Source organism: Streptomyces sp. NBC_00984, from assembly GCF_045162475.1.
Lineage (GTDB): Bacteria > Actinomycetota > Actinomycetes > Streptomycetales > Streptomycetaceae > Streptomyces.
The window spans coordinates 6,269,905-6,295,463 of record NZ_CP108734.1 but is presented as its reverse complement, the minus strand read 5'-3'; the positions used below and the strand labels follow the sequence as shown (position 1 = coordinate 6,295,463).

The following is a 25,559-nucleotide window of genomic DNA, read 5'->3' as shown; positions in this document are numbered from 1 at the left end:
CCGGACCCGGCCGCGACCAGTCGGACCCGGCCGCGACTGCCGGCCCCCCGGCGGAACCCGGCCTCGGCCTCGGGCTCGGCACGAGCGACCCGCACCGTCGGCTCCGCGGTCCTCAGTCCCGGTGCAGCCGGCCCCGCGCCACCAGTTCGAGCACCGCCGTGACGGCCACCGCCTGCACGGCCATCAGGGCTACCAGTACGAACAACTGCACGGCACCCGCCTGCACCGGTGAGGCGCCGCCCAGCAGCATGCCCACAAAGGCACCCGGCAGGGTCACGAGCCCCACCGTCCGGGTCTGATCGAGCCCTGGCAGCAGCGCGTCCGACGCCGCGGGCCGGGCGATCTCCATCCTTGCGTCACGGTCGAGCAGCCCGAGCGCCATGCCCGCCTCCACCTCCCCGCGCCGGGTCGTCAGCTCGTCCAGCGCCCGTCTCCCGCCGAGCACCGTCGCGGTCAGCGCACCGCCGATGAGGATGCCGGTCACCGGGATCAGCGCGATGCCCCGGACCGGGAGGAGTCCGGTGAGCAGCAGCAGGGCGATCACCGGCGCGACCCCCGCCCCGATCGGCAGGGCCGCCCACCACCAGGTGCGATTGCGGGTGATCCGGCGGCCCGCGGTCCGTACCGCCACGGCGTACATCAGCGCCACGAACCCGAGCAGCGGCGGCAGCGAATGGACCACCCAGCCGATGAGCAGGGAAACCGCGGCGAGTTGGACCGCGGCCCGCAGCCCGGCCAGCAGGATCTCGCGGGACCGGCCGAGCGAGGCCAGAGCGGCGACCCCGGCCGCCGCCGCGAGCAGCACGGCGAGAACGACTCCGAGCGTGATGTTGACCGGTAGCAGCACGCCGCAACCCTATGACCGGCCCGGCTCGGACCACCCCCGCGAATCGGCCACCGGTGCAGCCGAATTGTCGCCGCGTCAGCCTGTGCGCCCGCGCAGATGCGGACGTACGCCCCCATGCTCCAGCCCTGTTCGTCAGAACCCTTGATGTGACGTGCCCATGTCGCCACTCTGTTACCTGGTGCCCACCCCACGGAAACCTGGCACCGCCACGATGGCCGGGCCCCACGGGTCACCCGTCCAAGGTCCCCCCACATCAAGGGAGTTCGCATGTCTGGTGTCTACGCGCGTCGCATCGCCGTCGTCGCCGCATCCGCCGCTTTCGCCGCAACCACCGGCCTGCTCACCGCACCCACCGCCCAGGCGGCCATGCCCACCCCGGTCTCCGCTTCGACCGCCCGCACCTACCTGGGCGAGCTGACCGTCTCCGCGGAGGGCTCGTCGACCGGCTACAGCCGCGACAAGTTCCCGCACTGGATCACCCAGTCGGGCTCCTGCAACACCCGTGAGGTCGTGCTGGAGCGCGACGGCACGAACGTGCAGCAGGACTCCAGCTGCGCCGCGGTCAGCGGCAGTTGGTACTCGGAGTACGACGGCGCCACCTGGACCGCCGCGTCCGACCTGGACATCGACCACATGGTCCCGCTCGCCGAGGCCTGGCGGTCGGGCGCCAGCAGCTGGACGACCGCCCAGCGGCAGGCGTACGCCAACGACCTGACGCGCCCGCAGCTCATCGCGGTCACGGACAACGTCAACCAGGCCAAGGGCGACAAGGACCCGGCCAAGTGGATGCCCTCGCGCACCGAGTACAAGTGCACGTACGCCCGTGCCTGGGTGCACGTGAAGCACTACTACGACCTGACGGTCGACCCGGCCGAGAAGAGCGCCCTGCAGTCCATCCTGAACAACTGCTGAGCCCCGCACCGGACTCGGGCCCCGACGAGGGCCCCTGAGCGGATCCGCCCCGCCCTCCTCGCATCGCCGCATGTTCCGTATCCGTGTTCGCGGGACGACTTCGCGGGACGACGCGAGGAGGGCATTCCGCCACCGGGGCAGTCGCCGAACCGACTGCGGACCCCGCCCGCACGCGCCGGAGCCATCGGCGTGTTTTCGGCCGAGTACGGCCGCTCGTGGCCGACACCCGCGCGCCCCGCGCACTCGACGAGCAGCGGCGGTCGGCGCCCGGCGCCGAGGAGGCCCGCCGGGGCCGCGAGGAGGCTCTCGCCACCCCCGGTTCGTACGACCGCCTCCCGATCGACACCTCACCGCCGCGACTCCTGGCCGCCATTGGTCCACAGTGCGGAGCAATGGAGCACGGCGCTGCACCGCGACGGGCCCGGCAGGCCCGGCGGACGCCTGGCGCCCGTCGGCGAGACGCCGCACCGGCGCCGCGACCTGGCACATTGGACGACCTCCCCGGTTCCCGCCGGGAGCCGAGGGAGTCGATCCCGGCGGGCGGGCCGGGGTCCGGTCGCTCCGGCGACGGTTTGTGCGCTCTCGGGCGTTGTGCGCCGCGCGCACAACGCGGAGCCCCTGCCGTCCGCCTCGGCGCCGGGCGACGCCCCCGAGGCCCGCAACACGCGGCTGACCTGCCCGCCCGCGCACCACGCGATCCCCGGCCCGCCCAAGGCCGGCTTCCGCTTCGGCCGGAGCCGGGCGGGACGACGGATCGGCGGGCCGCTCGCGCGGCGCGGGCGGACGGGCGCATCGCCGGTCCAGTGGTACAGAACCTGCGGACCGTGGTTCGGTGACCGGTCCACACCCCTGCCCCCGCATGGCCGGAAAGCTGCGCTGCCATTGGTTCAGGCCAAGGCGATGAAGGGAGGTTCGCAGTTGAAGGCCGTTCCGAACCGAAGCCTGACCGACAACCACAGGGCGACTTTCAGCCAGTCGACACAATGTTGAACTTGCAAGCATTGGTGAGGTTTCCCTAATCTGAGGCACTCAATCGGTTCACGTCCCCACCAGACCGAAGGAGCCCTCCCCTCATGCAGACACGCTTGAACCAGGCTCAGCCCTACGCACTCGGCCTCTTCCGGATCGTCATAGGCCTGTTCTTCGCCTGCCACGGCGCCGCCTCGCTCTTCGGCGTCCTCGGTGGCGCCATGAACGGCGACTCCATACCCGCCGGCACCTGGCCCGGCTGGTACGCGGCGGTCATCCAGTTCATCGGCGGCATCCTCGTGATGCTCGGGCTCGGCACCCGTGTCGCCGCTCTGATCTGCTCCGGCTCCATGGCGTACGCGTACTTCAAGGTCCACCAGCCCGAGGCGCTGTTCCCGCTGCAGAACGGCGGTGAGCCCTCGGCCGTCTTCTGCTGGGCGTTCCTCCTGCTGGTCTTCACCGGCCCCGGCGCACTGGCCCTGGACCGGCTGTTCAGCCGGGGCGGCACGGAGCGCGAAAAGGAGCGCGAGTCCGAGCAGGCACCGCCCGTCACGGTCTGATACGCGCATCCGCGCAGGCCGTTTCCCGCGTCCGTTTCCCGCGTCCGTTACCCCGCCCGTTTCCCGCGCCCGCGCGGGTCGTTCCTCACGTACATCCGGGCATGCGCCCGGAACCGAGGCTTCCCATTTCCGGATGTACGTGAGGTTCCCAACATCGCTCGTATTTGTGGATCACCGGATGAACGCCAGGCGTACGCTGTACAGCTGACCCTGCCGCTCCTGCCGCTCCCCTGCGACGTCGCGGCGTTGTTTCGAATCGGGGAGTAGTAGGTGCTTGAGAGTATGGGCGCGCTGACCAGCAGCCCATGGATCTATGTCGTGGTCGCGCTTTCGGTGCTCCTGGACGTCTTTCTGCCCCTGCTGCCCAGCGGTGTGCTGGTGATCACCGCCGCCACGGCTGCCGCCGCCGGTTCGACGACCGTCGCGGGTGCGGGCGCCGCCGAGCAGGTGGCCGAGGTTCCCTCGCTCCTCGCCCTGATCCTCTGCGCGGCCACCGCCTCGGTGCTCGGCGACCTCGTCGCGTACCGGCTGGCCTGGCGTGGCGGGGAACGCCTGGACCGGGCCATCGCCCGCTCCCGCCGCCTCACCTCCGCACAGGAACGCCTCGGCGCGGCCCTCGCCCGGGGCGGCGGCATCCTCGTCGTCATCGCCCGCTTCGCCCCGGCCGGACGCTCGGTGGTCTCCCTGGGCGCGGGCGCCGCGCATCGCGAGGTCAAGGAATTCCTGCCCTGGTCGGCCCTGGCGGGCGTGGCATGGGCCGGTTACAGCGTGGGCCTCGGCTACTTCGGCGGCCAGTGGCTCGGCGCGACGTGGGTGTGCACGGCCGTCTCGGTCCTCGCCCTGTTCATGGCGGGCGCCCTGGCCGCGTATCTCATGCGCCGCCCGGCGGCGGAAGCGGCCGCCGCCGCGTCGGCGACCGCGACGGCCCCTACGGCGTCCTGACCGCACCCCGGATCTCCAGCCCGTGCAACAGTCTGACCGTCGCCTCGGTGATCTCCTCGACGGCCCGGTCGAACACCTCCTGGTTGTGCGCGGCCGGAGCGCGGAAGCCGGACACCTTGCGTACGAACTGCAGGGCGGCGGCCCGGATCTCCTCCTCGGTGGCCTCTTCGGGGATGGCGGGCGGGCGAAGGGTCTTGATGCTGCGGCACATGTCTCCAGTGTGAACCGGACCACTGACAGTCGCCCGGCTCGGGCCCTTCCGCCCCGGCCCGTCCGCCGTCCCCTTCACCGAATCCGTTCGACTGCGGGGATCTCGTACGTCCCGTCGAGGATCTCGGGCCCCGGCGCACAGAGCCTGAGCACCAGCCGGAAGTCCCCGTCGGGCACGGGCAGCCAGTTCGCCGCCGCGACCGGGTCCTCCGGCCGCTCCCGCCGGAGGTGGACCGTCAGCGAACCGTCCTCCCCGTGCACCGGGCCAGGCGTACGGTCACCGACCGGGCGCCGTCGCGTCCCCGGGGTCTCGGCGAGGCGCTGACCGGTCGCGTCGTACACGGCCAGGGACCAGGACGCCTCGACCGGCGGCGGGCGTCCGTCGAAGCGCAGGACGTAGGAGTTGGCCCCGTTCAGCCGCTCGCCCCTGGCGTCGCGGACGGTGTGGGCGTACACCGCCTCGTAGCCGTGGACGCCCCACAGCGAGCACCGTGCCGCCATCGCCCTGGTCCGGTAGGACGCCTCCCGGTCGGCGATCCGCCACTCCGGGGAGTCGATGGTTCCGACGCCGTAGTGGTCGAGGTTGTAGTCGAAGAGATGCGGATCCATCGCCCATCCCCCGCGCCCCGCCGCGGCCCGGCCCGCCTCCTCCACCCATGCTCTCCCCCGTGCCAGGCCCTCGGTCAGCGCGCGTACGAGGGCGGGATCGGCGCGGGTGTACGGCGAGGGACCTTCCTCCAGCAGCCCCAGCGGCTGGAACCGGTCCTGATAGGCCTGGTCGGGCGCGGACGGCGGGAAGTCGGCCATCCACACCCTGAGCTGCTCGAAGAACCGCAGCGGCTCCGGTACGTCGGGATCGGGCGCGGGCAGTCCCGTACGGTGCGTGCCCGGTTCGACGTACGTGACGCCCAGCTGTGCCCGGAGCGCGCGGCCCCGCTCCGGCTCTTCGGAGTCGTCGGCGGCGCCGGAGGCATCGCGGCCGATGACGGAGACGACGGAGGTGGGCGCGTCGATGACCCCGAGCACACCGTCGGGCACATCGCCCGCCCAGCCGGGTGGCACGACGAGCCACTCCCCGGCCCGGGTGCCGGTCGCGCGGCGGCCGACGTACGCGAAGTTGTTGGTCCAGGCGTCGACGAACTGCAACACGCAGTACGCACCGCCCGCACCGTCCGCACCATCCGCACCGGGGACATGGAGCAGCACCGGCCCACCGGAGAGATCGAGGTGGGCGAGGGAGCGGACGGTGTCGTCGTCGACGGACACGAGGGGCGCGCCGGGCAGCGCCGATCGGCCCGCGTGCGCGAAATGGTTGAAGGGTGCGGGCGGCAGCGGCCCGAAGCCCGTGTGCATGAAGCCCTCGACCACCGACAGGTCACGGACCAGCGGATACCCGTAGACGTACGCCTCGGCGGCAAGCGCGGCAAGTCCCACCTCTGCCTCCGGCCCTTGACGCCGTCCCCCGCTCAGATGACCGCCTTCGAGCTCTCCGTGCACAGGGCCCAGATCACGAACCCGTCGATGGCGATGGAGACGATCGCCCAGATCGGCTGGTACGGCAGCCAGACGAAGTTGATGATCAGGCTGATGGCGGCGAGCACCACACCCGTGGCACGGGCCCAGGCCGCGCCCTTGAGGATGCTCCAGCCGACGATGCCGAGGACGATACCGAGGACGAGGTGGATCCATCCCCATGAGGTCACATCGAACTTGAACGTGTAGTTCCTGACGTGCGCGTACACATCGTCGGAGGCGATACCGGAGATGCCCTTGACCACTCCGAGGACACCGTCGACGAGCAGCAGAACACCGGCAAAGATGATCCCGCTGGCCGCCCAGGGGTTGATGTCCCCCTGGCCGACGGAACCGGCCGGACCGGACGTGGACGCTGAGTGTGCCATCGAAACTCCTTGGCCGGATCGGGACTGCGGAACAGAACCGACCCTGCCGGGCACTTTCCCGCGCAACCACTCGGACGCACCCGTACGGGTGACGGCCCGGACCGCGGCATGCGGTGCCGAGGAGCCGCTCCAGGGCCTTCGCTACGAGGAGGGAAGCCGCGTCACCTTCGAGACCTTGCACGTCATCTTGCCCGGGACCTTCCCCAGCCCCTGGGCCTTCTGCACCGACTTCTGCCCCGCGGCCAGGTCGGTGGCCGTCGCCAGCCCCGAGGCCCGGCGCGTGCCTTCCCCGTCCACGAACTCCACGGACACGATGTAGGACGCCTGGGTGTCGGAGCGGTTCACGATCTCCACATCCGCGTCGGGCCATTCGGTCAACGAGTCCACCTCGCACCGGGTGATCCGCACATCGCCCGAGGCATCCGTGCCTTCGAGGGCCGGCAGCTCCGTGGGCGCATCGGAGGCATCACCCGGCACCGGCGCTTCGCTCTTCGTGGCGTCCACCGTCGACGGCTTCGACCTGGCCGTCGACAACGGGCCGCCGCCGGTCATCACGGCGATCAGCACCCCGAGCGCCAGCAGGATTGACAGCAGGAGGGCCACCCCGCCGACCACGGACAGCGTGACGATCAGCCCGGTACGGGACTTCCGCGGCGGCTGGGGACAGCCGTACGCCCCGGGGCCGGGCTGCGGCCAGTGCGCGTACGGCGAGGAGGACGGCGGCTGAGGCTGCTGACCGGGCTGGGGCTGCTGAGGCTGCTGACCTGGCTGAGGCTCTTGACCGGGCTGGGGCGGCGGATAGCCGTACGACATGTATCCCCCTGGGATGGTGCTGACGTGAACAAGACACGTTACGGCGGGCCCGGCCTTGACTCTCCCGCAGGGGGATGCTCGATGGTTGCGGACATGAACGGCGACGCGCTCCTCCCGATCGGGGATCTGGCCAGGCTCTCCGAGCACGAACGCCGCGACCTGATCGACGGCTTCCTCGCCACCGCGTTCGGCGGCCCGGACGCCGCGCCGGGGTTCGCCGGAATCAGGCGCTCGATGACCCCGGAGCTGCCCGAGAACCCCGACACCGAACAGGTCGAAGCCTGGATCGAGTTGGCCGAACTGACCCAGGACCGGACTTCGCCGCCCTCGTACGACGCATGGCCGACCACGTAACAACCGACCTCACCCGCCCCGCCCCCGCCGCGATGGTCCGCGACCACGTCACCGCGGCCCTGCGAGCGGGCATCACCCCGACATCACCCCAGCCCGCCCCGGTCATCAAGGCGATCACGGCCGAATACGCCCACACCACCGGCCACCACCTGCTGGCACTTCTGGAAACGGCGAAGGACCCCCGCCGCCGGCGCTACCTCCAGCTGCTCGCCGTGATCAACTCCTGGCCACCCCCGGACAACCCGGGACCGGCCTTCACCTGGCTCATCGAGGCCCTGGCCTCGAACAACACCGCTGATGCGCCCGAGGCCGGCCGAACCTAAACTGACGGAGCCACGAATACCCCAGGTGAGGGAGGCATGTCATGGCCAAGCGAGGAAACAAGCGCCGCGCCCGCAAGAAGAAGAACGCCAACCACGGCAAGCGCCCCAACGCCTGAACGGAACCCACCGAGTTCCCTGGAACCCTGCTCCGTAGTGCCCCGGGAAGAGCACGTGCCTCCCGGGGCACCGGCAGCTGCGCCCGACAACTACAGTCCGCGCAGCGCCTCGCGGAAATCGGCGTAGGCACTCCAGCAGTCGACGCTGCCGTCGTCGTTCAGACTCCCCATGTACCAGTCGTCGTCGCCGACAGGCTTCACCAGACACAGTCCATGGAATCCCAGGACGACTTCAGGGCAGAGCTGTTCGTCTTCCCCCGGCCAGCCCAGCCACCTCACAAGGCGACCGCTGTCGAGCACTGTCGCCTCCCGGTCGCCGGAGACGCTGCGGATCTCCTCCAGAGTCCACCCTGCCGGCAGCTGCTCGCCCGTCATCCGCTGATGATGACAGCTGCTGGGGACCTTCGCACCGTCGGGCGCCTTCGCCTTGCGCTCGGCTTCCTTGCGCTTCTGGATGACATACAACGACCAGGCGCCACCGCAGTGGAGATCGCACTGGCCGCGTCAACCATGACGGACCAGGGGCCTGTCCGGCGGATCTTGCCGGACAGGCCCCTGGCCCTGAGGAGGGCTCAGCGCTTGAGCATGAAGGTGAAGCCGCCGGAGAGCTTGCCGCTCAGCCGGACTGCCGAAACGAGCTTCCCCTCCGTGATCAGCCTCTCGACCTCGGCCCGCGAAAGACCGCAACCATCAGCGATCAGTCGCACCGGCCGGACAGGGATCCGCGCCGCAATGCGGACCGAGACGTCGATCACCTCGCGGTCCAGGTGATCCGATCCCCCGGTGTCGAGGCGCCAGGCGTTGTCCCAGTCGAGGGCGATGCGATTGCGGCGCCGCACGACCGGATCCTGGAGCAGCTCGGCGGTCAGGCCAAGGTCGTTGTCATGCAGCCGGTCCAGCAGCTCAGGTCGTACGGAGCGCACATTCATCCGCTCCAGGACCGTGAGCTTCGCAGTTTCCCCGCAAGCGGTACAGAGCACGAGGAGCCAGGCGTCGATGAGCTTGTGGTTTGCGTTGACGCGAAATTTACCGCTTGCCTTGAAGCGCTCGGACGCGCACACATGGCAACGGCGGAGCACGAGCGGAAGGCAGGTGGGCACGACCACCCAGTTATTGAGCACAGAAGTACACCGGTTTCAGTGAGAAGACCGCAGCAGAAAGGAGCGCAGCGCACAGGCGCGACGCGCGACGAATCAGCACTCGGGAGGTCTCACAGGGTGTACAACGGAACGTCCTTGACCACTAGACGACTTGGCTCGGCAGCACGGTAGCGGCGCACAGCGGCGCTGCTCCACTGGTTTTCGAACGCCTCACCGCCAGGCCCTGGCCGGCGGATCATGGGCGGAGCCGGAGTCGGACCGATGTGAATCAGGCGGCTTCGCATGTGGTGGGCGCGTGGCACAACCGGGCGATCGTCTTCGGGGTGCGGTTCTCACTGACGATGCCTAACCTTGTTCCGATGGCCCACTGGGTATGCCGGAGCGGTGCGAACGACACCCCGGCCAGCAGCGGCCACACTCCTCGTCCTACGAGGGTCGGCGTCGACACCTCACGGACCTCCTCCTAGAGGGAAGAGGAATCGGTATGAGTTCACTTCGCATCCGCACGAGCGCCGCAGCACTCACCGCTGTGGTGGCCCTCCCGCTCTCGCTCGGTGCTCTGGCTCCCCAAGCGTTCGCGGACACACCGAGCCCGTTCGGCCCGGAATGCTCCTCGTTGCCGAACAGCGGCAAGGGCAGCGCGACCGGCATGTCCAAGGAACGCGTGGCCACCGCGGCGGCCAACAATCCGAAACTCACCAAGCTGGTACTCGCGTTGAAGGACGCCGGGCTCACCACCAAGCTCAACGACGCGAAGCCCATCACGGTCTTCGCCCCCACGAACGCGGCCTTCGACAAGATTTCGAAGATGCAGCTTGCCGGCCTCCTCAAGGACAGGGCGCAGCTGAAGAAGGTCCTGACCTACCACGTCGTGGACAAGACCATCACCCCCAGCGAGCTTCCCAACGGCAGCTTCAAGACGCTGGAGGGCTCCATGCTCAAGACCTCCGGGTCGGGCACGTCGTTCAAGGTCAACGACACCGCGAAGATCGTCTGTGGGGACATCAAGACGGCCAACGCCACGGTCTATCTCGTCGACACGGTCCTCATGCCCCCGTCCTAGGAGTAGTCCTCCGGCAGGCTTCGGTCGGCCGGTAGTAGGTGTACGGTCCTGCCTCCGCGCTTCAGAGAGGCAGGACCGTCATCACGGGTAGCAGAGCTCGGTCTCTGTCAATCCCCTCGAACCGTGGAGATCTTCTATGCGGCCAGCTTCAGAGCGGAGTCGGCCGGGTGGCATTGTTCGTAGTCGATCGGGCTGCGGTATCCGCACACGCTGTGTAGTCGATGCGTGTTGTAGAACCCGGTGATCCAGGTCGCGATCCTCAGCCGGGCCTCGGTGCAGCTGTTGAAGGTGTGCCGGTGGACGTACTCGACCTTGAGCACGCTGTTGAACGCCTCGCTGACGGCGTTGTCGAAACACGACCCGACCCGGCCCATGGACTGCGTTACGCCCAGGCGCCGGCAGGCGCGCTTGAACCTCCGGGAGATGTACTCGCTGCCGCGGTCGCTATGAAAGATCACGCCCTTCACGTCGCCGCCGCGGGTAGCGGCGGCCATGTTGAGGGATGCGGCCACGAGCTCGGCATCGTGGCCCTCGCCCATCGCATAGCCCAGCAGCCGCCGGGAGAACAGATCGATGACCGTGGCCAGATACAGCTGGCCCTCCCCGGTGACGATCTCCGTCATGTCGCCCGCCCACACCTGGTCACGAGCGGTGGCGGTGAAGTCCCGGCGCACGAAGTCCGGGGCAGCGGCCCGCTTGCCGGGCCGGGTCAGGCCCCGTCGCCTGCAGGGCGTCCGTCCGGCCAGGCCGAGTTCGGCCATCAGCTTCGCGACAGTGTTCACCGACACGCGCCAGCCCTCCCGCACCAGCGTGATCCAGATCTTCGGGGAGCCGTAGGTACCGCCCGAGCCGTCGAAGATCCGCCGGACCGCGTCGGACAGCTGCCCTTTCCGCACATGGCGGGCGGTGACGGGCGGCCGGCGCCACTTGTAGAACCAGGACTCCGAGATCCCCAGCACGCGGCAGGCCAGACGGTGCGGGACGTGGTGTTCGGTCCCCTGGCTACCGATGAACGCGGCCACCTCGGCCGGTGCCTGTTCGGTCACTTCACCCAGAGGACCATGCATCGCTTGAGGACATCACGCTCCATCTCCAGCTCGCGTATCCGCTTGTTCTTCTCGCTCATCTCCCGCCGCAGCCACTCAAGTTCGCCCCGCTCGCTCTCCCGCATCCGCCCGCCGGCGGCCTCCTGCGCGGGCCGATCGGAGGAGGCCGACCCGTTTCGGCGCCAGCGCGAGACCCAGCTGTGCAGCGTGCCCGCGTGGACTCCGAGCTCGTCGGCGACCTGCGGGATCGGCTTCCCCGTCTCGATCACGATGCGTACAGCACCCTCACGGAACTCGGCGTCGTACGCCCGTTTCTTGGACACCATGACCCTCAACCTCCCCTGCAATCAGGGACTCCACGCTACGAGGGGAAGGTCAGCTCCGTGTAGCAACAAGCCGCGGTCACCGCCTGCCGATACCGCATCTCGCCGCTTCTGAAGGAGGGGACCAGGGTCCTCGACTACCGGCGGCCGCCTTCAGTTAGGAAGTAACGCACATCCAACGACAGAGAAGCCCCAGACCGAGTCTGGGGCTTCTCTGTTTGCATCCAACCAAGTCCGTCAAGGACACCCATTGAGTTGCCGAAACGACCTACTGCTTCTGCAAGTTCAAAAGTGGACAGCAAGCCTTGCGCCGAAACGGATCGTATCGAGTTCTTCATGGCAAGCTCCCCGGGCCTCCCGCTGGACTCGGTCGGCTTCCGACTCTGGGAAGGGGAACCGGCGGTACCAGTCATTCTTGTGGCAGCTCGCGCAGCTCAAGACAACTTCATTCCTAACGCCCATCAGCTGGCCTACGCCTTGGCCACAGTGTGGGCACGTGTGCTCTACGGCAGCCATGCTTCCCGCTCGACGCAGGACCCCAACCGGGGAGGTGGCTAGGCCCTGTGTCGAAAGTGGATCTTGGGCTGTGAATGATCACGGTTCATGGGGCGGGGAGATCTCACGGACGAGCAGTGGGCGGTGCTGGAACCGTTGTTGCCGAAGGGGTCGAAAGCAGGGCGGCCGCCGGTCTGGCCCCGGCGGCGGTTGATCGACGGCATACGGTTCCGGGTCCGGACCGGTGTTCCGTGGCGGGACGTCCCCGTCGAGTACGGACCGTGGAACCGGGTCTACGACCTGTTCCGTCGGTGGCAGCGCAACGGCACCTGGCACCGGATCCTCACCCGTCTCCAGTCCCTGGCCGACGCGGAAGGTGCGATCACGTGGGACCTGAGCGTCGACTCCACAGTGTGCCGCGCTCATCAGCACGCGGCCGGCGCCCGAAGGCAGGGCGACCTGCAGAAGGAACCACCTGGTGGTGTGTTCACCGAGCCGGTCGATCACGGGCTGGGACGGTCGCGCGGCGGGTTCACGACCAAGCTCCACCTGGCGGTCGAGCAGGGCCAGAAGCCCATGGCGATCGTAATCACGGCGGGGCAGCGCGGGGACTCGCCGCAGTTCGAGCCCGTGCTGGAGAAGGTCCGGGTACCCCGCATCGGGCCAGGCCGGCCACGCGTCCGCCCCGACCGCGTGCGGGCCGACAAGGCGTACGCCTCCCGCAAAAACCGCACCTACCTGCGCCGCCGCGGGATCCGCTGCACCATCCCGGACAAGGCTGACCAGGCCCGCAACCGCCAGAAGCTCGGCTCCCGCGGTGGCCGGCCGCCGCACTTCGACCCGGTCGACTACCGCCAGCGCCATGCGGTCGAGTGTGGGATCAATCGGCTCAAGAGACACCGTGCTGTCGCCACGCGGTTCGACAAGCTCGCCGTCCGCTACGAGGCGACCGTGCTGGTCGCAGCGATCAACGAATGGCTATGACCCCGTCTCGCGCGTCATCACGTACATGTTCCCGATGTCCGGATCGCCGTACATGAAGAACAGCACCAGCCCATCGTGCTGATCGCGGTCCACGTAGAAGAACCACGAGTATGTAGACGGGGGCTCTGGAGCCGAGGGGCCAGCCACCGGTGCGGGAGAGCGCTTCTCGACTCGTGTCCGGGTCGTCAGCGAGAGTCGGACGACCTGTCCGCCGTCGTCGTCGGTCAGTTGCCAGGTTCCCGTACCGGAGAGGCGCCAGCCGTCCTCGAAGTCGAAGTCCTGTCCGTCAAGGTTTTCAAGAAGGGCCGTTCCATCTTTGCGAAGTACCACGCGGGTCCCCTCGACGTTCTTCCAGCCCCCGGCGACTTCGGCCGTCGTGGCGTCGTGGAGCCCTGTTCCCTCGTAGTACTGGTAGGGGCCGGCGCACGCCGTCAGAGCAGCCAGAACCACTATCAAGACACCGAGGGTCGTCCCCCAAGCACGCAGCCTGCTTCCGCCCGCCACCAGGACCTCCCACCCTCAGCTCGTATCGGCCAACCGAGTAGGAGCGGCCGTGGAGGGATACCTTGCCAGACCTGTTGAACGTGTTCAACTCTGTGGCTCCAGGGGGGCGTCACCCCTGCATCCCACGCCTCCAGCACGGCCCGTCAACCGTCGGCAAGCACCATGAACAGCGTTTTCGATACACGGCCTAGAGCCGTGGAGCCGACCGCCCCAGCCACAGCGGGGTTCCCCACCCCCGGCTGGCGTCCGCGCTCGGTGCGCCGCCGCCCGGCCGGGGGCAGCCGGGCGAAGACAGAGGCAGCCCCCAGCCGGGGGCTGCGGCGCGCGCCGCGCTTGCGCGGCGCCTCGATGCCTGTGGTCGCTCGTATTGCTCGTTCGGGTGCGTATCTCGTGCAGGTTCTAGCCCAGATGTCCAGGCTTGGCCTCACGATGTGTCTCCTCGTGAAGGTGAAAAGAACATGCCGACGTACGTCACCTTGCTGAGCTGGACCGATCAAGGGATCCGAAACTACAAGGACACCGCAAAGCGCTCCGAGGCCTTCGGGTCAGCGGTACAGAAGCTCGGGGCGAAGCTCCTGAGCATCTACTGGACCGTCGGTCCGTACGACCTCGTGGCCATCGTCGAGGCGCCCGACGACGAAACTGCCGCGGCAGCACTCCTGCAGCTCGGTGGGGTGGGCAGCGTCCGTTCCACGACTCTGCGGGCCTTCGGCCCAGAGGAGACGGAGCGCATCATCGCCAAGGCGGCTGGCTGACGACCCACGTCGTCCAGGACACTCAACGCGAGGCCGTGAGCCGCGACCGCATGCTGAAGCGGTAGCGTCCCGACCGTGGGTGACCGCAACCGTTGATGTCAAAAGTGGATGTCAAAGGCCCCCAACCATGATCGGTTGGGGGCCTTTGCACTGGTGGGCGCGGACGGTTTCGAACCGCCGACATCTGCTTTGTAAGAGCAGCGCTCTACCCCTGAGCTACGCACCCGTGGATGAGGCAACAGCGTACATGGACTACGGCCCGTGGTCACAAACGATCCCCGGCGGCAGCGAGCGGGACGAACGAACGGGACGGCAGCCGACGAGATGGCGGAGCGTGGCGGCGGGGGCATACGGGGGATATCCCCACCCCGCATACGGTAGCCGTCCGGATTCTGTCGGGGGCGGTCGCGTACGTACGGTGAGGTCCGCAGCATCGGCAGCATCCGCCGTACGACCTGGGGGAAAGATCATCGTGGCAGTCCGCGCCCGCACCCGCACTCTCATCGCGTCCGGTGGCGCCGTGTTCATGGTTCTTGCTCTTGCCGGTTGTGGCAGTACGGACGTGGGCGACGCGCCCGCCGAGCACAAGTCGTTCGCGTTGGGCGGGAAGACGCTGACCATCGATTCCGGGCAGTCGTCGCTGGAGCTCGTACCGGCCGATGTGCAGAAGGTCGAGGTGACCCGTCGGGTCGACGGGTGGGTGGCGTTCGGGAACGGGCCCGATCCGCAATGGGAGATGCAGGACGACACGCTCACGCTTCGCGTGAAGTGCGAGGCGTTGATCAGCGACTGTGCCGCGGAGCACCAGGTGAAGGTGCCGCGCGGGGTGGCCGTGGTCGTCAAGGGGGACAACGGGACAGTCGTCGCTTCCGGCTTCCGTACTCCCCTCACCCTCCACGCCGACAACGGCAAGGTGACCGTCCGGGACTCCACCGGGCCGCTCAAGCTGGAGAGCGACAACGGAGGCATCGTCGCCGAGAGGGTCTCGGCCAAGTCCGTGTCGGCCCGGTCCGACAACGGCAGCATCCGGCTGGGGTTCGCGGCCGTGCCGGATCTCGTGGACGCCGTGAGCGACAACGGGGCGATCACCATCGATCTGCCGGGCGGCTCCGTGAGGTATGCGGTGGATGCCGTCGCCCACAACGGGAGCACCTCGGTGGACGCACCGCGCAGCGACGGCAGCAGCCATGTGGTGAAGGCCCGGAGCGACAACGGCGAAGTCACCGTCCGAAGCGTGAACTAACCGGCCCGTGTGTTCGTCCTTACCTGGTGGGAGAATGTACCGGGCAGGGCGAAACGGCACGGGAGAGGGATGTGACGGCGACACACGCGCAGCCGCGAGCGAGAGCGGGTGGGAGTTCCGCCGTCAGGGACGTCTTCGTGCTGATGCTGTTGCCGGTGCCGCTGCTGGCCGCCGCCTTGCCGGCCGCCTTCGCCGGTGGCGGTACGAGGCGCTGGTTCGGCGGGCGCGGGGAGAGTCAGCGCGTCGAGGCGCAGGCCGCGAAGGACGCCGCGGCGTCGGCCTTCTACGAGCTGGACACGGCCCAGCGCGATCTGCGCATCTCGATCGAGACGATCACCGCGGTGGACAGCTCGCCCGCCGCGCGCAAGGCCGTGGACGACTTCGCCGCCCTGGGGCGGCGGATCGACGAGGCCAGTCATACGTACATCACCGCGGTCGATGCGCACGACCTGGACCGGGACGATCTGGAACCGTCGGTCGCCGCCCGCGCACGGACCGAGCTGACCACGGCCAAGGACGAGCTGGTACGGGTCAAGGCCGAGCTGGACCGGTTCGCGCAGGGGCTCGGTCCACTGCTGGGCAGCGCGGAGACGCAGCTCGCCCGGCTCGCGCCCGCCGTGGAGCGGGCCCGGCAGGCCCTGCTCGGTGCGAGCAACGCGCTCGACGCGGTGCGCGCGTCCGGGCTGCGGGCGGATGATCTCGCCGCCCGGCTGGCGGCCCTCGCCCCCGAGCTGACCAAGCTCAACCAGGGCGCCGGGCGGCACGGCGTTCCGGAGACCTTGCAGCGCGCCGATCGGGTGCTGCGCGACGCCGAGGCGGTGCGGTCCGAAGCGGCCCAGCTGCCCGAGCGTGCCGCCGAGATCGACCACCGGCTGGTGTCGCTGCGTACGCGCGCCCAGGCGTTGACGACCCGGGCGGGCTCGGTGGAGCCGGTGCTGAGCGAGTTGCGGCGGCGTTTCTCGGCGGCGTGCTGGCAGGATCTCCAGCCGGTGCCCGAGCAGGCGGCCGTCAATGTGCGGCAGGCCGAGGAGAAGCTGAAGGAAGCCGCCCAGGCGCGGGACGAGCAGCGGTGGGCCGACGCGACGTCCCGGCTGAGCACGGTCCGCGCCTTGCTGAACGCCACGGACGAGGCGGTGTCCGCGGCCGGTGACCGGCTGCACCGGCTGGACGACGTGGCCAAGGACCCGCAGCAGGAGATCCAGCGGACCCGGTTCGCGGTCCGGGACGCGCAGCGCCTGGCCATGGCCGGTCGCAGCACGCCCGATCCGCGCCACGCCCGTCCGCTGGACGATGCCGTGGCCCGGCTGGATCGCGCCGTCGCCGGGCTCGACGGGCGTCACCCCGACTACTGGCATTTCCTGACCGAGACCGAAGCGGTGCGGCGGACGGCTGCGCGGGTGGTCTCCGAGATCCGTGAGGAACGCGGGGCCGGCGCCTGAGCTGTACGGGCCCTCGGCTACGGGCTCCGTATGTACTGGGCTGTTACTGGCTCCGTACGTACGGGGCGGTCACGGGATCCGTACGTACGGGGCGGTCACGGGCTGCGTACGGGGTCTCGGGTTCTCTGGTGTGCGGCAGCCACACCTTGGGCGGATCCTGGTAGTACGCCCGAAGGAGGCCGACCGACATGGCCACCCACGCACTGCACGCCACGGGACGGCGGTCGCCCCGTCGCCGCAAGGCCACCCGGCTCGACCAGCATCTGCCGGTCGATCACCGGCTCAGCCGCGTCTATCGGGTCGGGGCGGGGCTGATGGGGCTGGTGCTGCTCGCCTTCGGTGTCCTGGGTCTGATCGACAAGATCGGCTTCTTCAACACCGGCGGAGCCACCGTCGCGGGCCTCAACACCAACGGTGCCCTGAGCGTCCTGTCCATCTGCGTCGGCCTGCTCCTGTTCATCGGGATGGTGATCGGCGGCAACTTCGCCTCGACGCTCAACATGATTCTGGGCATCGCCTTCATCCTCAGCGGCTTCTTCAATCTCGCGCTGCTGGAGACCGACTACAACTTCCTCGCCTTCCGCATCCAGAACGTGCTGTTCAGCTTTGTGGTGGGGCTGATGCTGATGGTCTTCGGGATGTACGGACGGGTCAGCGGCGGCCTTCCGCACGACAACCCGTACTGGCGGGCCCGCCACCCCGAGGAAGCCGCGCGGGAAATGCGGCTGAACCGGAAGGCGACCACGCCGTCGATGCCGGGCGTACGGCGTAGTCCCTGAACCGGCGCCGTACTCGTACCCGTACTCGTACCCGTACCCGTACCCGTACTCGTGTCCGTACCCGCCCCTCATCCGCCGCCCGTGGTGTCTGTCTCCGGCGGAGCGGTGACGGTTAGCCTGGGGCCATGCCTCGTTACGAATTCCGCTGCCGCTCCTGCGGAGACACCTTCGAACTCAGCCGCCCCATGGCTCAGTCCTCCGACCCGGCCTCCTGCCCCGCCGGGCACGCCGACACCGTGAAGTTGCTCTCCACCGTGGCCGTCGGCGGGTCGTCCGCCAAGTCCGCGCCCGCCGCCCCGTCGGCCGGTGGCGGGGGCGGGGGCGGATGCTGCGGTGGGGGTTGCTGCGGCTGAGGGAGCGAGCACTCGGCGGCCCGGGGCCGCTCCCGCCATCGCTATCGCTTGCGGGAGAGCGTCAGGCCGTCGGCCACGGTCAGCAGCACGCTGTCCATCCGCGGATCGGCGGCCACATGCTCGTTGAACTCCTTGATCGCCGCCGCTCCGCCGGTCGCCCGCGGGTCGGTCACCCCGCCGTGAAAGAGCACGTTGTCCGTGACGACAAGACCGCCCTGCCGCATCCTGGGCACCAGTTCCTCCCAGTACGGGATGTAGTTGCCCTTGTCGGCGTCCAGGTAGGCGAGATCGATGTGCGGCTCGGCCGGCATCGCCCGCAGTGTGTCGAGCGCGGGGGCGATACGGAGCTCGATCCGGTCCGCGACGCCCGCCTTCGCCCAGGCCTCCCGGCCGTAGGCGGTCCACTCCTCCGAGATGTCGCAGGCGATCAACCGTCCGTCGGCGGGCAGTGCCTGCGCCATCGACAGGGCGGAGAATCCGGTGAACGTCCCGACCTCCACGATGTGCCGGGCCCCGGTCAGCCGTACGAGGAAGGCGAGCAGCGGTCCCTGCTCCTCGGCCGACTGCATGCCGGCGTGCTCGGGCAGGCGTGCGTACGTGGTCTCGACGAGCTCGCGCTGCACCGAGTCGAGCGGTGGATTGTGGGCCAGCACGTACGCGTACAGCTCGTCCGTGATCTTGGTTTCGTTGCCCTTGGTCATCCTGTGCTCCTTGTGCGTCGCTCGGCCGGTGCGCCTGTGCCCGGCGTCAGGACGATCTTGCCTCGCCCGCGGCCCGGAGGACGTGCCGAAGGATCTCCTCGCCCGCTGCCACGCCGTGCGCGGCCGTCACCTCGGCATGCGGGGCGTGCCAGCCGGTATCGCCCAGCTCGCCGTGGGCCGGGCGCCAGGCGCGGTCGGCGGCGAGGAGCAGATCGGCGTCGAGGAGGCTGTCGCCGGCGGCGAGGGTGAGCGTGGCGCCGGTGCGTCGGGCCACCTCGTTCATCGCGGCGCTCTTGGTGAGCGGGCCCGGAACGGCGTAGATCTTGCGGCCCTGGAGGGAAACCGTCCAGCCACGCGTCCGCGCCCACTCCCCCAGTTCCTTGACCCAGTCCTCGGGCAGCAGCGGGCGCTCCACGACGAGATAGGCGAAGAGGTCCTCGGCGGCCCGTTCCTTGAGCAGCCAGGCGGGGTCGGCCGCGGCCAGGAGATGGGCGCGGACCTCGGCGAGGGAGGCGCATTCGTCGGCGAGCCTGCGGGCCACCTGCCGCTGCCAGTCGGGATCGGACTCTCCGTCGACGAGCAGGTGTCCGCCGTTGGCGCAGATCGCGAACCTCGGTGCGGGGCCGGGCAGGTGGATGCGCCCGTACTGCTCGCGGGTGCGGGTGGTCGTCGGGACGAAGACCGTGGTGCGGGCCAGTTCGTCGAGCAGCGCCGCGGCCGTCTCCGTGAGATAGGAGAGCGGCTTGTGGTCGTAGACCTCCACGCAGAGCAGCCGGGGGGCTTCGGCGTCCGGCATGGCGAGCTGGAGCGCCGCCGCGGAGTAGATCAGGGTGCGGTCGAGGTCGCTGGCGACGAGCGTCACGGGGGCGGCGGCCGGACCGGGCGCGGTAGCGGTAGCGGTAGCGGTAGCGGATGAGGCCGGGGCCGGGGCCGGGGCCGTCGGGGTGGTCACTTCGACTCCACCGCCTTGCCGTCCGCGCCCGTCGCGCCCCTGGTGTACTTCGGGTGGATCAGGCCGACGCAGGTGTACGGGAGTCCGTCGACCTCCTCCACCGGCACGCCCCGCTGCTCGGCCAGCAGGCGGATGTGTTCGAGGTCCGCGCCCGCGCCGCGCTTGGCGAGGATCTTCCACGGGACGCGGCGCAGCAGTACCCGGGTCGTCTCGCCGACGCCCGGCTTGACGAGGTTGACGTCGTGGATGCCGTACTCCTCGCTGATCCGCTCCACGGCGGCCCAGCCCTCCCAGGTGGGCGCGCGGTCGGCCGCGAGCAGCTCCTTGACCTCGGCGTCCACGGCGTCGACGACCTCGTCGAAGTGGGCGGCGACGGTGTCGAGGAAATGGCCGGACACATCGGTGTCCGCCAGTTCCCGGTAGAACTTCGCGCCGTGGAAGTCCTCGGGGCCCACCAGGTCGGAGCGGAGGACGGTCCGCGAGATCAGCCCGGAAACGGTGGAGTTGAGGCAGGCGGACGGGATGAGGAAGTCCTCGCGGGTGCCGTAGGTGCGGACGCAGCCGCCCGGGTCGGCCAGTACCGCGATCTCGGGGTCGAAGCCCTCGAACTCGGCGAGCGCCGCGGAGAGTTCACGGGTGATCGCGCCCTTGCCGGTCCAGCCGTCGACGAAGACGACGTCCGCCGGGTCGTGGTGGGCGGCCAGCCAGCGCAGGGCGTTGGCGTCGATGCCGCGGCCCCGCACGATGGAGACGGCGTAGTGCGGCAGATCGATGCCGTGCCGGTGCAGGGCCCAGCGGCGCATGAGTACGCCGACCGGCGTGCCCGCCCTGGCGAGCGAGACCAGGACCGGGCGGGGGGTGCGCTCGGCGAGGACCGTCTCGGTGACGGTGCCCACGGCGCGGGCGACGCGGGCGGCCGACAGCTCCAGCGCCGCCTTGAACAGGTCCTGGTACTGGGCGGACGGCTGGTACTCGACGGGCAGCGACTCGGCGTAGTGCGCGCCACCGCTCTGTATCGCCTCCTCGCGCTCCTCGGTGGGCGCCTCCAGCTCGGTGTCCGAGAGGTCCTGGAGCAGCCAGCCGACCTCGTCCGGCGCGTAGGAGGAGAAGGCGGGGCCGCGGAGGGGCTCGGGCAGCATGGGGGGTTCCTGCCGTTCAGGGGTGTCCGTGCGGGGGCGCGTCGGGACGTACGAGGGGACGACCGCGAGCAGGACGTGGTCGGTGTGTGCGGCGAGCTGCGCCAACAGGCCGTCGGGGGCGTGGAGTTCGGGGGTGTCGGCGGCGGAGTCGACGGCGAGCACCACGGCGTCGAAACCGGCGCCCGCGACGTTGTACGCGTACCGGTCGCCGGGCCCGTCGGCAGGGTTGTCGTGGGCCGGGAAGACCAGCCGGGTCCGTATCGCGTAGCCCGGGTCGTCCACGGCGAGGACGGGGGAACGCGTGGTGGTGGAGTAGCGCACCTCGGCGTCGGTGTGGTCCTCCAGGGCCGTGCCCAGGCGCAGGGGGGCGTACATGAGCTCCTCGAAGCCGAGGACCAGTACGCGGCGGGCGTCGCCCAGCGCTTCGGCGATGCGGGCGGCCATGGCGGGGAGGGCGGGCTCCAGGGTCGCCCGGTGGGCGGGGGTGAAGCCGTGCCGTCCGCCGTCGGGCACACCGGCGGGCCACTGGAGGTCCACCCGGGTGCAGGGCCGGCGCCCCGGCTCGACGGCCGTTCGGGGACCGGCGGGGCCGGCCCCTTCGTGCGCGGCGACCAGTGCCTGGCCCTTCTCCAGGACGCCCTCCGGGAGGGCGACCGTGCCCGTGCTGCGCGCCACCAGGTCGACGCGGGCACCGATCTCCGCGGCGAACTCGGTCAGCCTTCCCCGGTCGGCCGGCGACCTCATGTCCACCAGGGCGACGATGACGTAACGGCTGCGCGGGTACCGCTCGTGCAGTGCGCGGATCGTGTTGAGCACGGTGTTGCCCGTGGAGAATTCGTCGTCCACCAGGACCAGCGGCGCGCCTGCGTACACACCCGCCGTGTCCGCGCCCGTGCCCATGCCCGCGTCTGCGTCTGCGTCTGTATCTGCGTTCGTGTCTGCGTCCACCTCCGCGCCCGTCAGGACGCACTCGCCCGCCAGCAGATCCGGGTCCTCCGGGAGCAGCAGGTGCGAGGTGGCGTGCGAGTGGGACTCCTCGAAGCCGCCCGCCCGCGCCACGCCCTCGACGGGGCGGCGCGTCGAGTGGAGGTACGGCGCCACGCCCAGCCCGTCGGCGACCGCGTGGCCGAGGCCGGTGGCCGTCTCCGCGTAGCCGAGCACCACGGCCCGGCGCGCCTCGGCGTCACCGAGGAGTTCGCGCACCCGACGGCCGAGCTCGAAGCCGGCGCCGTACACCACGGAGGGCTTCTGCGGCACGTGCTTGCCGAGCACGTTCGACACGAGGAGGTGGGCCCGCTTGGGGTTGCGGCGCAGGGCGAGGCCCAGCAGCTCTCTCAGCTCGCTGTCGCCGTCGGGCTTCCCGTCACCGACGAGCTCGACGCCCAGTCGCTCCGCCACCCAGCTGCCCGACCACACCACGTTCGCCGTCTCTTTCTCTGTTCTTGCCTTCTCTGTTCTTGCCTTCTCTGTTCTTGCCTTCTCCGGCCGTGCCTTCTCCGCCCTTGCCGAGTGCTCGCTCATTCGGCAAGGCCCGCGGCCAGCAGCTCCACGAAGCCGACGTCCTGCCTGGCCACGCCGAAGACCTCGGCCCGCAGCAGGGTCCGCTCGGCCCAGGCGCGGTGCGGCTTCACCTCATTCATCTTGTTCGTGTACGCGGAGCGCATGACGCCACCGCCGCCGCGCTCCGGCCGCAGGATGTCCTCCGCGTCGCTGAACTCCTCGTGGCTGACCACGGACAGCGCGTGCACGGGCGCGACATGCGACGGGTGGATGCAGGTCTTGCCGAGCAGGCCGTTGGCCCGGTCGAGCTCGATCTCGCGCAGCAGGCCGTCCAGATCGTGCTCGATCAGCGCCGTGCGCAGCTCCTCGGCCCGGCCCTCCAGGAAGGGGCTGCGGCGCAGCTGGGGTTTGAACATGCGCTCCTGGAGCCGGAAGTACTCCCACACCGGCCCGGTGATCGTGAAGCCGGTGCCGTCCGCGCGGCCCAGCACATTGACCACGTCGGCGATCACGGCGCCGACGATCTGCACGTCGTACGCCGTCATGTCGGGCGCCCTGCGCAGTCCGTACGCCGAGCAGAAGTCGGTGACGCCGAGCCGCAGCGCGAGCACCCGCTCGCGGTACTTGTCGACGGTGCGGGCTATTCCCTGGAGAGTTTCCCCGCGAGTCTCCAGGTGCAGCAGCTCGGGCGATTCGAGAACGGGCATCGCGAACAGGCGTCGGCCGCACGTCTTCTCGGCATTGGCGAGCGCTTCCATGAAGGGCACGCCACGCTCTTCGGTGAACTTCGGAAGTACAAAACCAGACAACATTCGGGCGGTAGAGCCGAGCCGCTGCACCAGGCCGGCCATCTGACCCGGCTCCCGGACCCGGATGAAGAGCAGCGGCACCTCGGCGCCACGCGCGTCGAGGTCGGCGAACTGCCTGACCAGGTTCTCCTCGGCGTCGGCGACCTCGGAGTCGTCGATCGAATCCTCCAGGCACAGCACCATCGAGACGACACCGCGTCCGGCCTGCTTGATGACGTCGTCAGCAAGTCTCGGCCGGGTGGCAGGGCTGTACAGAGTCGCCCCCAGGGCGGCCGCGAGCACGCGGGCCGACGAGCCCGGACCGAACTCGCACGGCTCCTGGAAGAACAGCCTCTCCCTCGCAGCGGGCGCGATATGCCCGAAATGACGCATGTAACTCCCCCGAACTGCCGGACCGGCCGGACAACGCATGGCCGGTAATAGTACGTATGGACGGGTGTCAACAGTTCCCCACGTGCATGAATTCCGGGTAACTCGTCCATTTCCCGACGGGTGGGGGCGCCGCGGACCGTGTGCTTCCGGTATGCCGCACGGACACCTGGTACGACCCCCGCGTTGTCCGCGTGGGCAGCCAGCAGGCAGGATGACGGGCATGACGCACGCGATGGTGAAAGGCTCGAACGTCCCTCTGGACGCCATGGCCGTACGGGCCGTGCTGCGCTGGACCCCGGGCACCGAAGTTCCGGATGTGGACGCCTCGGCGCTGCTGCTCGGAGCCGGTGGCCGCGTGCGCTCGGACGAGGACTTCGTCTTCTACAACCAGCCCCGCCACCCCTCCGGCCTGGTACGACGGCTGCCGAAGCGCAGTGTCCCCGAGGGCCTCACGGACACCATCGAGGCCGATCTGGGCGGGCTGGACGCCTCGGTCGAGCAGGTGGTCGTCGCCGCGTCCTCCGACGGAGCCGCATTCGCTCAGGTGCACGATCTGCGCATCCTGCTGTACGACGCGGCGTCGGCCGACGGCGATCCGCTCGCGGTCTTCGATGTGCGGCCGGAGACCGGCGAGGAGACGGCGATCATCTGCGGCGAGCTCTACCGGCGCGGCGATGGCTGGAAATTCCGAGCCGTGGGGCAGGGCTATCCGACCGGGCTGGTCGGCCTGGCGACCGCCTTCGGCATCTCGGTCGACGAGACCGCGGCCGAACCCGAGCCGGCCCCGTCGCACGCGGCGGCTCCCGCGCCCGTGCCGGTGACGGCGCCCGGGTTCCCGCCCGCGCCCGGCTTCCCGCCGGCCGCGGCACCCGGGCCCGATGCGCAGGCCACGGTCCAGCACCAGCAGCCCGCGTACGGCTACCCGCAGCCCGCGGCGGCCCAGCACGCTCCCCAGCCCGCGTACGGGTACCCACAGCCCGCCGCCGCTCAGCCGGCCTACGGATACCCGCAGCCCGCCGCGGCCGCGGCACCCGCCCCGGACCCGAATTTCGTGCTGCCGCCACAGGGGCCGCAGTTCGTACGGTCCTGAGGGACGGGGCCGGGAAACGCTCCGAAGCACCCCCGGGCCCCGGTGAGGCCGGGTTCCGGGGCGTCGTTCAGGTCCCGGTTCCCGGGCATCGTTCAGGTCCGGGACTTGTAGCCGCGCCCCCACTGCATGCCGAAGCCGTACAGCCGGTCCAGCTCCGACTGGAATCCGTACACGAACTTCACCTCGCGCCGCACGATCAGCTCGTCCTTGATGTTCTCCACCGTGAACACGGCACAGGAACGGGCCTCCGGGGCATGCTCGTCGAGTTCGATCTCGATCCGTGGACCGTTGCCCGGGTAGAGCGTCACCTTGGCGTGCGTACGGTCGAAGGCCGGCGTCTGGTCGTAGATGTAGACGAAGAACAGCAGCCGTTTGATCTGGTCGCGCTGGTCGAGATTGACGTAGACGGTCTCACCCGAAGGCGCACCGAAGCGGTCGTCCCCGCTGAGCCGGATGTACGGCGGCCCGTTCAGGTCGCCGATGAGGTTGCCCAGCGGCTGGACGACTCCCTTGGTGCCGTCCTTCAACTCGTACATGCAGCCCAGGTCCAGGTCGACGTTGACCATGCCCTGGGTGTGGGCCTGGACCACCTCGGGCTTGAAGAGGTTCATCGGCCGCAGCAGCCGGCCGCTCTGCCGCGACCGGCCCATGATGTCCGACGTACGCATCTGCCAGGAGAGGTTGACCCGCAGATTGCCGGTCAGCGCGCCCTGTTTGGTGAGCGAGACCGTGGCGTGCCGCCTGGAGAGCACGATGGAGCTCGTCGCCGCGCTGCCCGACTCGAACTGTGCCTCCCGCCGCGGCCACAGGTTGTCCCAGAACGCCATCCCCAACCCCCACACGTGTAGAAAAAGTGCCCCGGCCCCCGCGGCTGCCCCGTGCCTCGCCGGGGACGCCCACATCGCTGCGGGGCGGCCGCGGGGCCGGGTCCGGATGTCTCCGGAGAACCGTTGCCTCACGGACCG

Annotated in this window: 30 protein-coding genes and 1 tRNA gene; 14 read left to right on the top strand and 17 right to left on the bottom strand. The window is 69.8% G+C overall.

The window, feature by feature from the left end; all coding sequences use genetic code 11:
- Positions 1-112: 112 nt before the first annotated feature.
- Positions 113-847, bottom strand: coding sequence for an ABC transporter permease (locus tag OG520_RS28170; protein WP_399326374.1), 735 nt, complete (start codon positions 845-847; stop codon positions 113-115).
- Between the two features lie 267 nt (positions 848-1,114).
- On the opposite strand from OG520_RS28170, the gene OG520_RS28165 reads away from it, so the two are divergent.
- The 3 genes from OG520_RS28165 (at position 1,115) to OG520_RS28155 (ending at position 4,230) form a co-directional block, all read left to right on the top strand.
- Entirely contained in the window at positions 1,115-1,759 is a 645-nt protein-coding gene (locus tag OG520_RS28165; protein ID WP_399326376.1) for an HNH endonuclease family protein, read from the top strand.
- A 1,073-nt stretch (positions 1,760-2,832) separates the two neighbouring features.
- A complete protein-coding gene (locus OG520_RS28160; protein WP_266419695.1) occupies positions 2,833-3,288 on the top strand; it encodes a DoxX family protein in 456 nt (151 codons plus the stop codon).
- 270 nt (positions 3,289-3,558) lie between these two features.
- A complete protein-coding gene (locus OG520_RS28155) occupies positions 3,559-4,230 on the top strand; it encodes a DedA family protein (protein WP_406015042.1) in 672 nt (223 codons plus the stop codon).
- Here the strand turns inward: OG520_RS28155 and OG520_RS28150 are convergent.
- The 4 genes from OG520_RS28150 to OG520_RS28135 form a co-directional block, all read right to left on the bottom strand.
- Positions 4,217-4,441 (bottom strand): DUF2277 domain-containing protein, encoded by a 225-nt coding sequence (locus tag OG520_RS28150; RefSeq protein WP_399326381.1) that lies wholly within the window; start codon positions 4,439-4,441, stop codon positions 4,217-4,219. The two genes, OG520_RS28155 and OG520_RS28150, sit on opposite strands and share 14 nt — an antisense overlap.
- A gap of 74 nt (positions 4,442-4,515) precedes the next feature.
- A complete protein-coding gene (locus OG520_RS28145) occupies positions 4,516-5,874 on the bottom strand; it encodes a DUF1254 domain-containing protein (RefSeq protein ID WP_406015041.1) in 1,359 nt (452 codons plus the stop codon).
- Positions 5,875-5,906: 32 nt separating this feature from the next.
- Entirely contained in the window at positions 5,907-6,341 is a 435-nt protein-coding gene (locus tag OG520_RS28140; protein ID WP_399326385.1) for a hypothetical protein, read from the bottom strand.
- Between the two features lie 141 nt (positions 6,342-6,482).
- The gene (locus OG520_RS28135) at positions 6,483-6,944 is read right to left on the bottom strand and encodes a hypothetical protein (protein WP_406015040.1); all 462 of its coding nucleotides are present in this window, start codon (positions 6,942-6,944) and stop codon (positions 6,483-6,485) included.
- A gap of 303 nt (positions 6,945-7,247) precedes the next feature.
- Between OG520_RS28135 and OG520_RS28130 the strand changes: the two genes are divergently transcribed.
- The 3 genes from OG520_RS28130 to OG520_RS28120 are packed head-to-tail and all read left to right on the top strand — an operon-like array spanning position 7,248 to position 7,947.
- Entirely contained in the window at positions 7,248-7,508 is a 261-nt protein-coding gene (locus OG520_RS28130) for a hypothetical protein (protein ID WP_406015039.1), read from the top strand.
- Positions 7,493-7,831 carry a hypothetical protein gene (locus tag OG520_RS28125; protein WP_406015038.1) on the top strand — a complete coding sequence of 113 codons (339 nt, stop codon included), beginning with the start codon at positions 7,493-7,495 and terminating at the stop codon, positions 7,829-7,831. Before OG520_RS28130 ends, OG520_RS28125 begins: the two co-directional genes overlap by 16 nt.
- A 41-nt stretch (positions 7,832-7,872) precedes the next feature.
- Positions 7,873-7,947 (top strand): 50S ribosomal protein bL37, encoded by a 75-nt coding sequence (locus OG520_RS28120; protein ID WP_015034725.1) that lies wholly within the window; start codon positions 7,873-7,875, stop codon positions 7,945-7,947.
- A gap of 90 nt (positions 7,948-8,037) precedes the next feature.
- Here the strand turns inward: OG520_RS28120 and OG520_RS28115 are convergent, their stop codons facing one another.
- Entirely contained in the window at positions 8,038-8,322 is a 285-nt protein-coding gene (locus OG520_RS28115; RefSeq protein ID WP_406015037.1) for a hypothetical protein, read from the bottom strand.
- 197 nt (positions 8,323-8,519) lie between these two features.
- On the bottom strand, positions 8,520-9,068 hold the full coding sequence (locus OG520_RS28110) for a DUF1062 domain-containing protein (RefSeq protein WP_406015036.1): 549 nt from the start codon (positions 9,066-9,068) through the stop codon (positions 8,520-8,522).
- Positions 9,069-9,531: 463 nt separating this feature from the next.
- On the opposite strand from OG520_RS28110, the gene OG520_RS28105 reads away from it, so the two are divergent.
- A complete protein-coding gene (locus OG520_RS28105; protein WP_399326397.1) occupies positions 9,532-10,110 on the top strand; it encodes a fasciclin domain-containing protein in 579 nt (192 codons plus the stop codon).
- Positions 10,111-10,244: 134 nt separating this feature from the next.
- Here OG520_RS28105 and OG520_RS28100 read toward each other — a convergent pair whose 3' ends face one another.
- Positions 10,245-11,156, bottom strand: a complete 912-nt coding sequence (locus tag OG520_RS28100; RefSeq protein ID WP_406015035.1) for an IS3 family transposase — start codon at positions 11,154-11,156, stop codon at positions 10,245-10,247.
- Positions 11,153-11,482: a transposase gene (locus OG520_RS28095; RefSeq protein WP_406015034.1), complete on the bottom strand. Its 330-nt coding sequence runs from the start codon at positions 11,480-11,482 to the stop codon at positions 11,153-11,155. The genes OG520_RS28100 and OG520_RS28095 overlap by 4 nt, the downstream gene beginning before the upstream one ends.
- Before the next feature lie 600 nt (positions 11,483-12,082).
- On the opposite strand from OG520_RS28095, the gene OG520_RS28090 reads away from it, so the two are divergent.
- The gene (locus tag OG520_RS28090) at positions 12,083-12,958 is read left to right on the top strand and encodes an IS5 family transposase (RefSeq protein WP_406015033.1); all 876 of its coding nucleotides are present in this window, start codon (positions 12,083-12,085) and stop codon (positions 12,956-12,958) included.
- On the opposite strand, the gene OG520_RS28085 is transcribed toward OG520_RS28090, so the two are convergent.
- A complete protein-coding gene (locus tag OG520_RS28085; RefSeq protein ID WP_406016584.1) occupies positions 12,953-13,408 on the bottom strand; it encodes a hypothetical protein in 456 nt (151 codons plus the stop codon). The two genes, OG520_RS28090 and OG520_RS28085, sit on opposite strands and share 6 nt — an antisense overlap.
- A 512-nt stretch (positions 13,409-13,920) precedes the next feature.
- Here OG520_RS28085 and OG520_RS28080 point away from each other — a divergent pair.
- Positions 13,921-14,217 (top strand): GYD domain-containing protein, encoded by a 297-nt coding sequence (locus OG520_RS28080; RefSeq protein ID WP_406015032.1) that lies wholly within the window; start codon positions 13,921-13,923, stop codon positions 14,215-14,217.
- A 151-nt stretch (positions 14,218-14,368) separates the two neighbouring features.
- On the opposite strand, the gene OG520_RS28075 is transcribed toward OG520_RS28080, so the two are convergent.
- Positions 14,369-14,443 (bottom strand) — tRNA-Val (locus tag OG520_RS28075).
- A 300-nt stretch (positions 14,444-14,743) separates the two neighbouring features.
- Here OG520_RS28075 and OG520_RS28070 point away from each other — a divergent pair.
- Both OG520_RS28070 and OG520_RS28065 read left to right on the top strand, forming a co-directional pair.
- Positions 14,744-15,460, top strand: coding sequence for a DUF4097 family beta strand repeat-containing protein (locus OG520_RS28070; protein WP_399326825.1), 717 nt, complete (start codon positions 14,744-14,746; stop codon positions 15,458-15,460).
- A gap of 71 nt (positions 15,461-15,531) precedes the next feature.
- Positions 15,532-16,899, top strand: a complete 1,368-nt coding sequence (locus tag OG520_RS28065; protein ID WP_385334464.1) for a hypothetical protein — start codon at positions 15,532-15,534, stop codon at positions 16,897-16,899.
- Positions 16,900-16,942: 43 nt separating this feature from the next.
- On the opposite strand, the gene OG520_RS28060 is transcribed toward OG520_RS28065, so the two are convergent.
- Complete coding sequence (locus OG520_RS28060; protein WP_406015031.1) at positions 16,943-17,095, bottom strand: hypothetical protein; 153 nt, start codon at positions 17,093-17,095, stop codon at positions 16,943-16,945.
- On the opposite strand from OG520_RS28060, the gene OG520_RS28055 reads away from it, so the two are divergent.
- Positions 17,088-17,678, top strand: a complete 591-nt coding sequence (locus OG520_RS28055; protein WP_406015030.1) for a DUF4383 domain-containing protein — start codon at positions 17,088-17,090, stop codon at positions 17,676-17,678. The genes OG520_RS28060 and OG520_RS28055 overlap by 8 nt on opposite strands.
- A 125-nt stretch (positions 17,679-17,803) precedes the next feature.
- Entirely contained in the window at positions 17,804-18,031 is a 228-nt protein-coding gene (locus OG520_RS28050) for a zinc ribbon domain-containing protein (protein ID WP_399326405.1), read from the top strand.
- 41 nt (positions 18,032-18,072) lie between these two features.
- Here OG520_RS28050 and OG520_RS28045 read toward each other — a convergent pair whose 3' ends face one another.
- The 4 genes from OG520_RS28045 to OG520_RS28030 form a co-directional block, all read right to left on the bottom strand.
- On the bottom strand, positions 18,073-18,732 hold the full coding sequence (locus OG520_RS28045; protein ID WP_406015029.1) for an O-methyltransferase: 660 nt from the start codon (positions 18,730-18,732) through the stop codon (positions 18,073-18,075).
- A gap of 46 nt (positions 18,733-18,778) precedes the next feature.
- A complete protein-coding gene (locus OG520_RS28040; RefSeq protein ID WP_406016583.1) occupies positions 18,779-19,594 on the bottom strand; it encodes an HAD family hydrolase in 816 nt (271 codons plus the stop codon).
- Between the two features lie 86 nt (positions 19,595-19,680).
- The gene (locus tag OG520_RS28035) at positions 19,681-22,242 is read right to left on the bottom strand and encodes a phosphoribosyltransferase (protein ID WP_406015028.1); all 2,562 of its coding nucleotides are present in this window, start codon (positions 22,240-22,242) and stop codon (positions 19,681-19,683) included.
- Between the two features lie 98 nt (positions 22,243-22,340).
- Positions 22,341-23,504, bottom strand: a complete 1,164-nt coding sequence (locus OG520_RS28030; protein ID WP_406015027.1) for an HpcH/HpaI aldolase/citrate lyase family protein — start codon at positions 23,502-23,504, stop codon at positions 22,341-22,343.
- Between the two features lie 220 nt (positions 23,505-23,724).
- On the opposite strand from OG520_RS28030, the gene OG520_RS28025 reads away from it, so the two are divergent.
- Positions 23,725-24,594, top strand: a complete 870-nt coding sequence (locus OG520_RS28025; RefSeq protein ID WP_406015026.1) for a TerD family protein — start codon at positions 23,725-23,727, stop codon at positions 24,592-24,594.
- 92 nt (positions 24,595-24,686) lie between these two features.
- On the opposite strand, the gene OG520_RS28020 is transcribed toward OG520_RS28025, so the two are convergent.
- Positions 24,687-25,421: a Tellurium resistance gene (locus OG520_RS28020; protein WP_266419652.1), complete on the bottom strand. Its 735-nt coding sequence runs from the start codon at positions 25,419-25,421 to the stop codon at positions 24,687-24,689.
- Positions 25,422-25,559 lie beyond the last annotated feature (138 nt).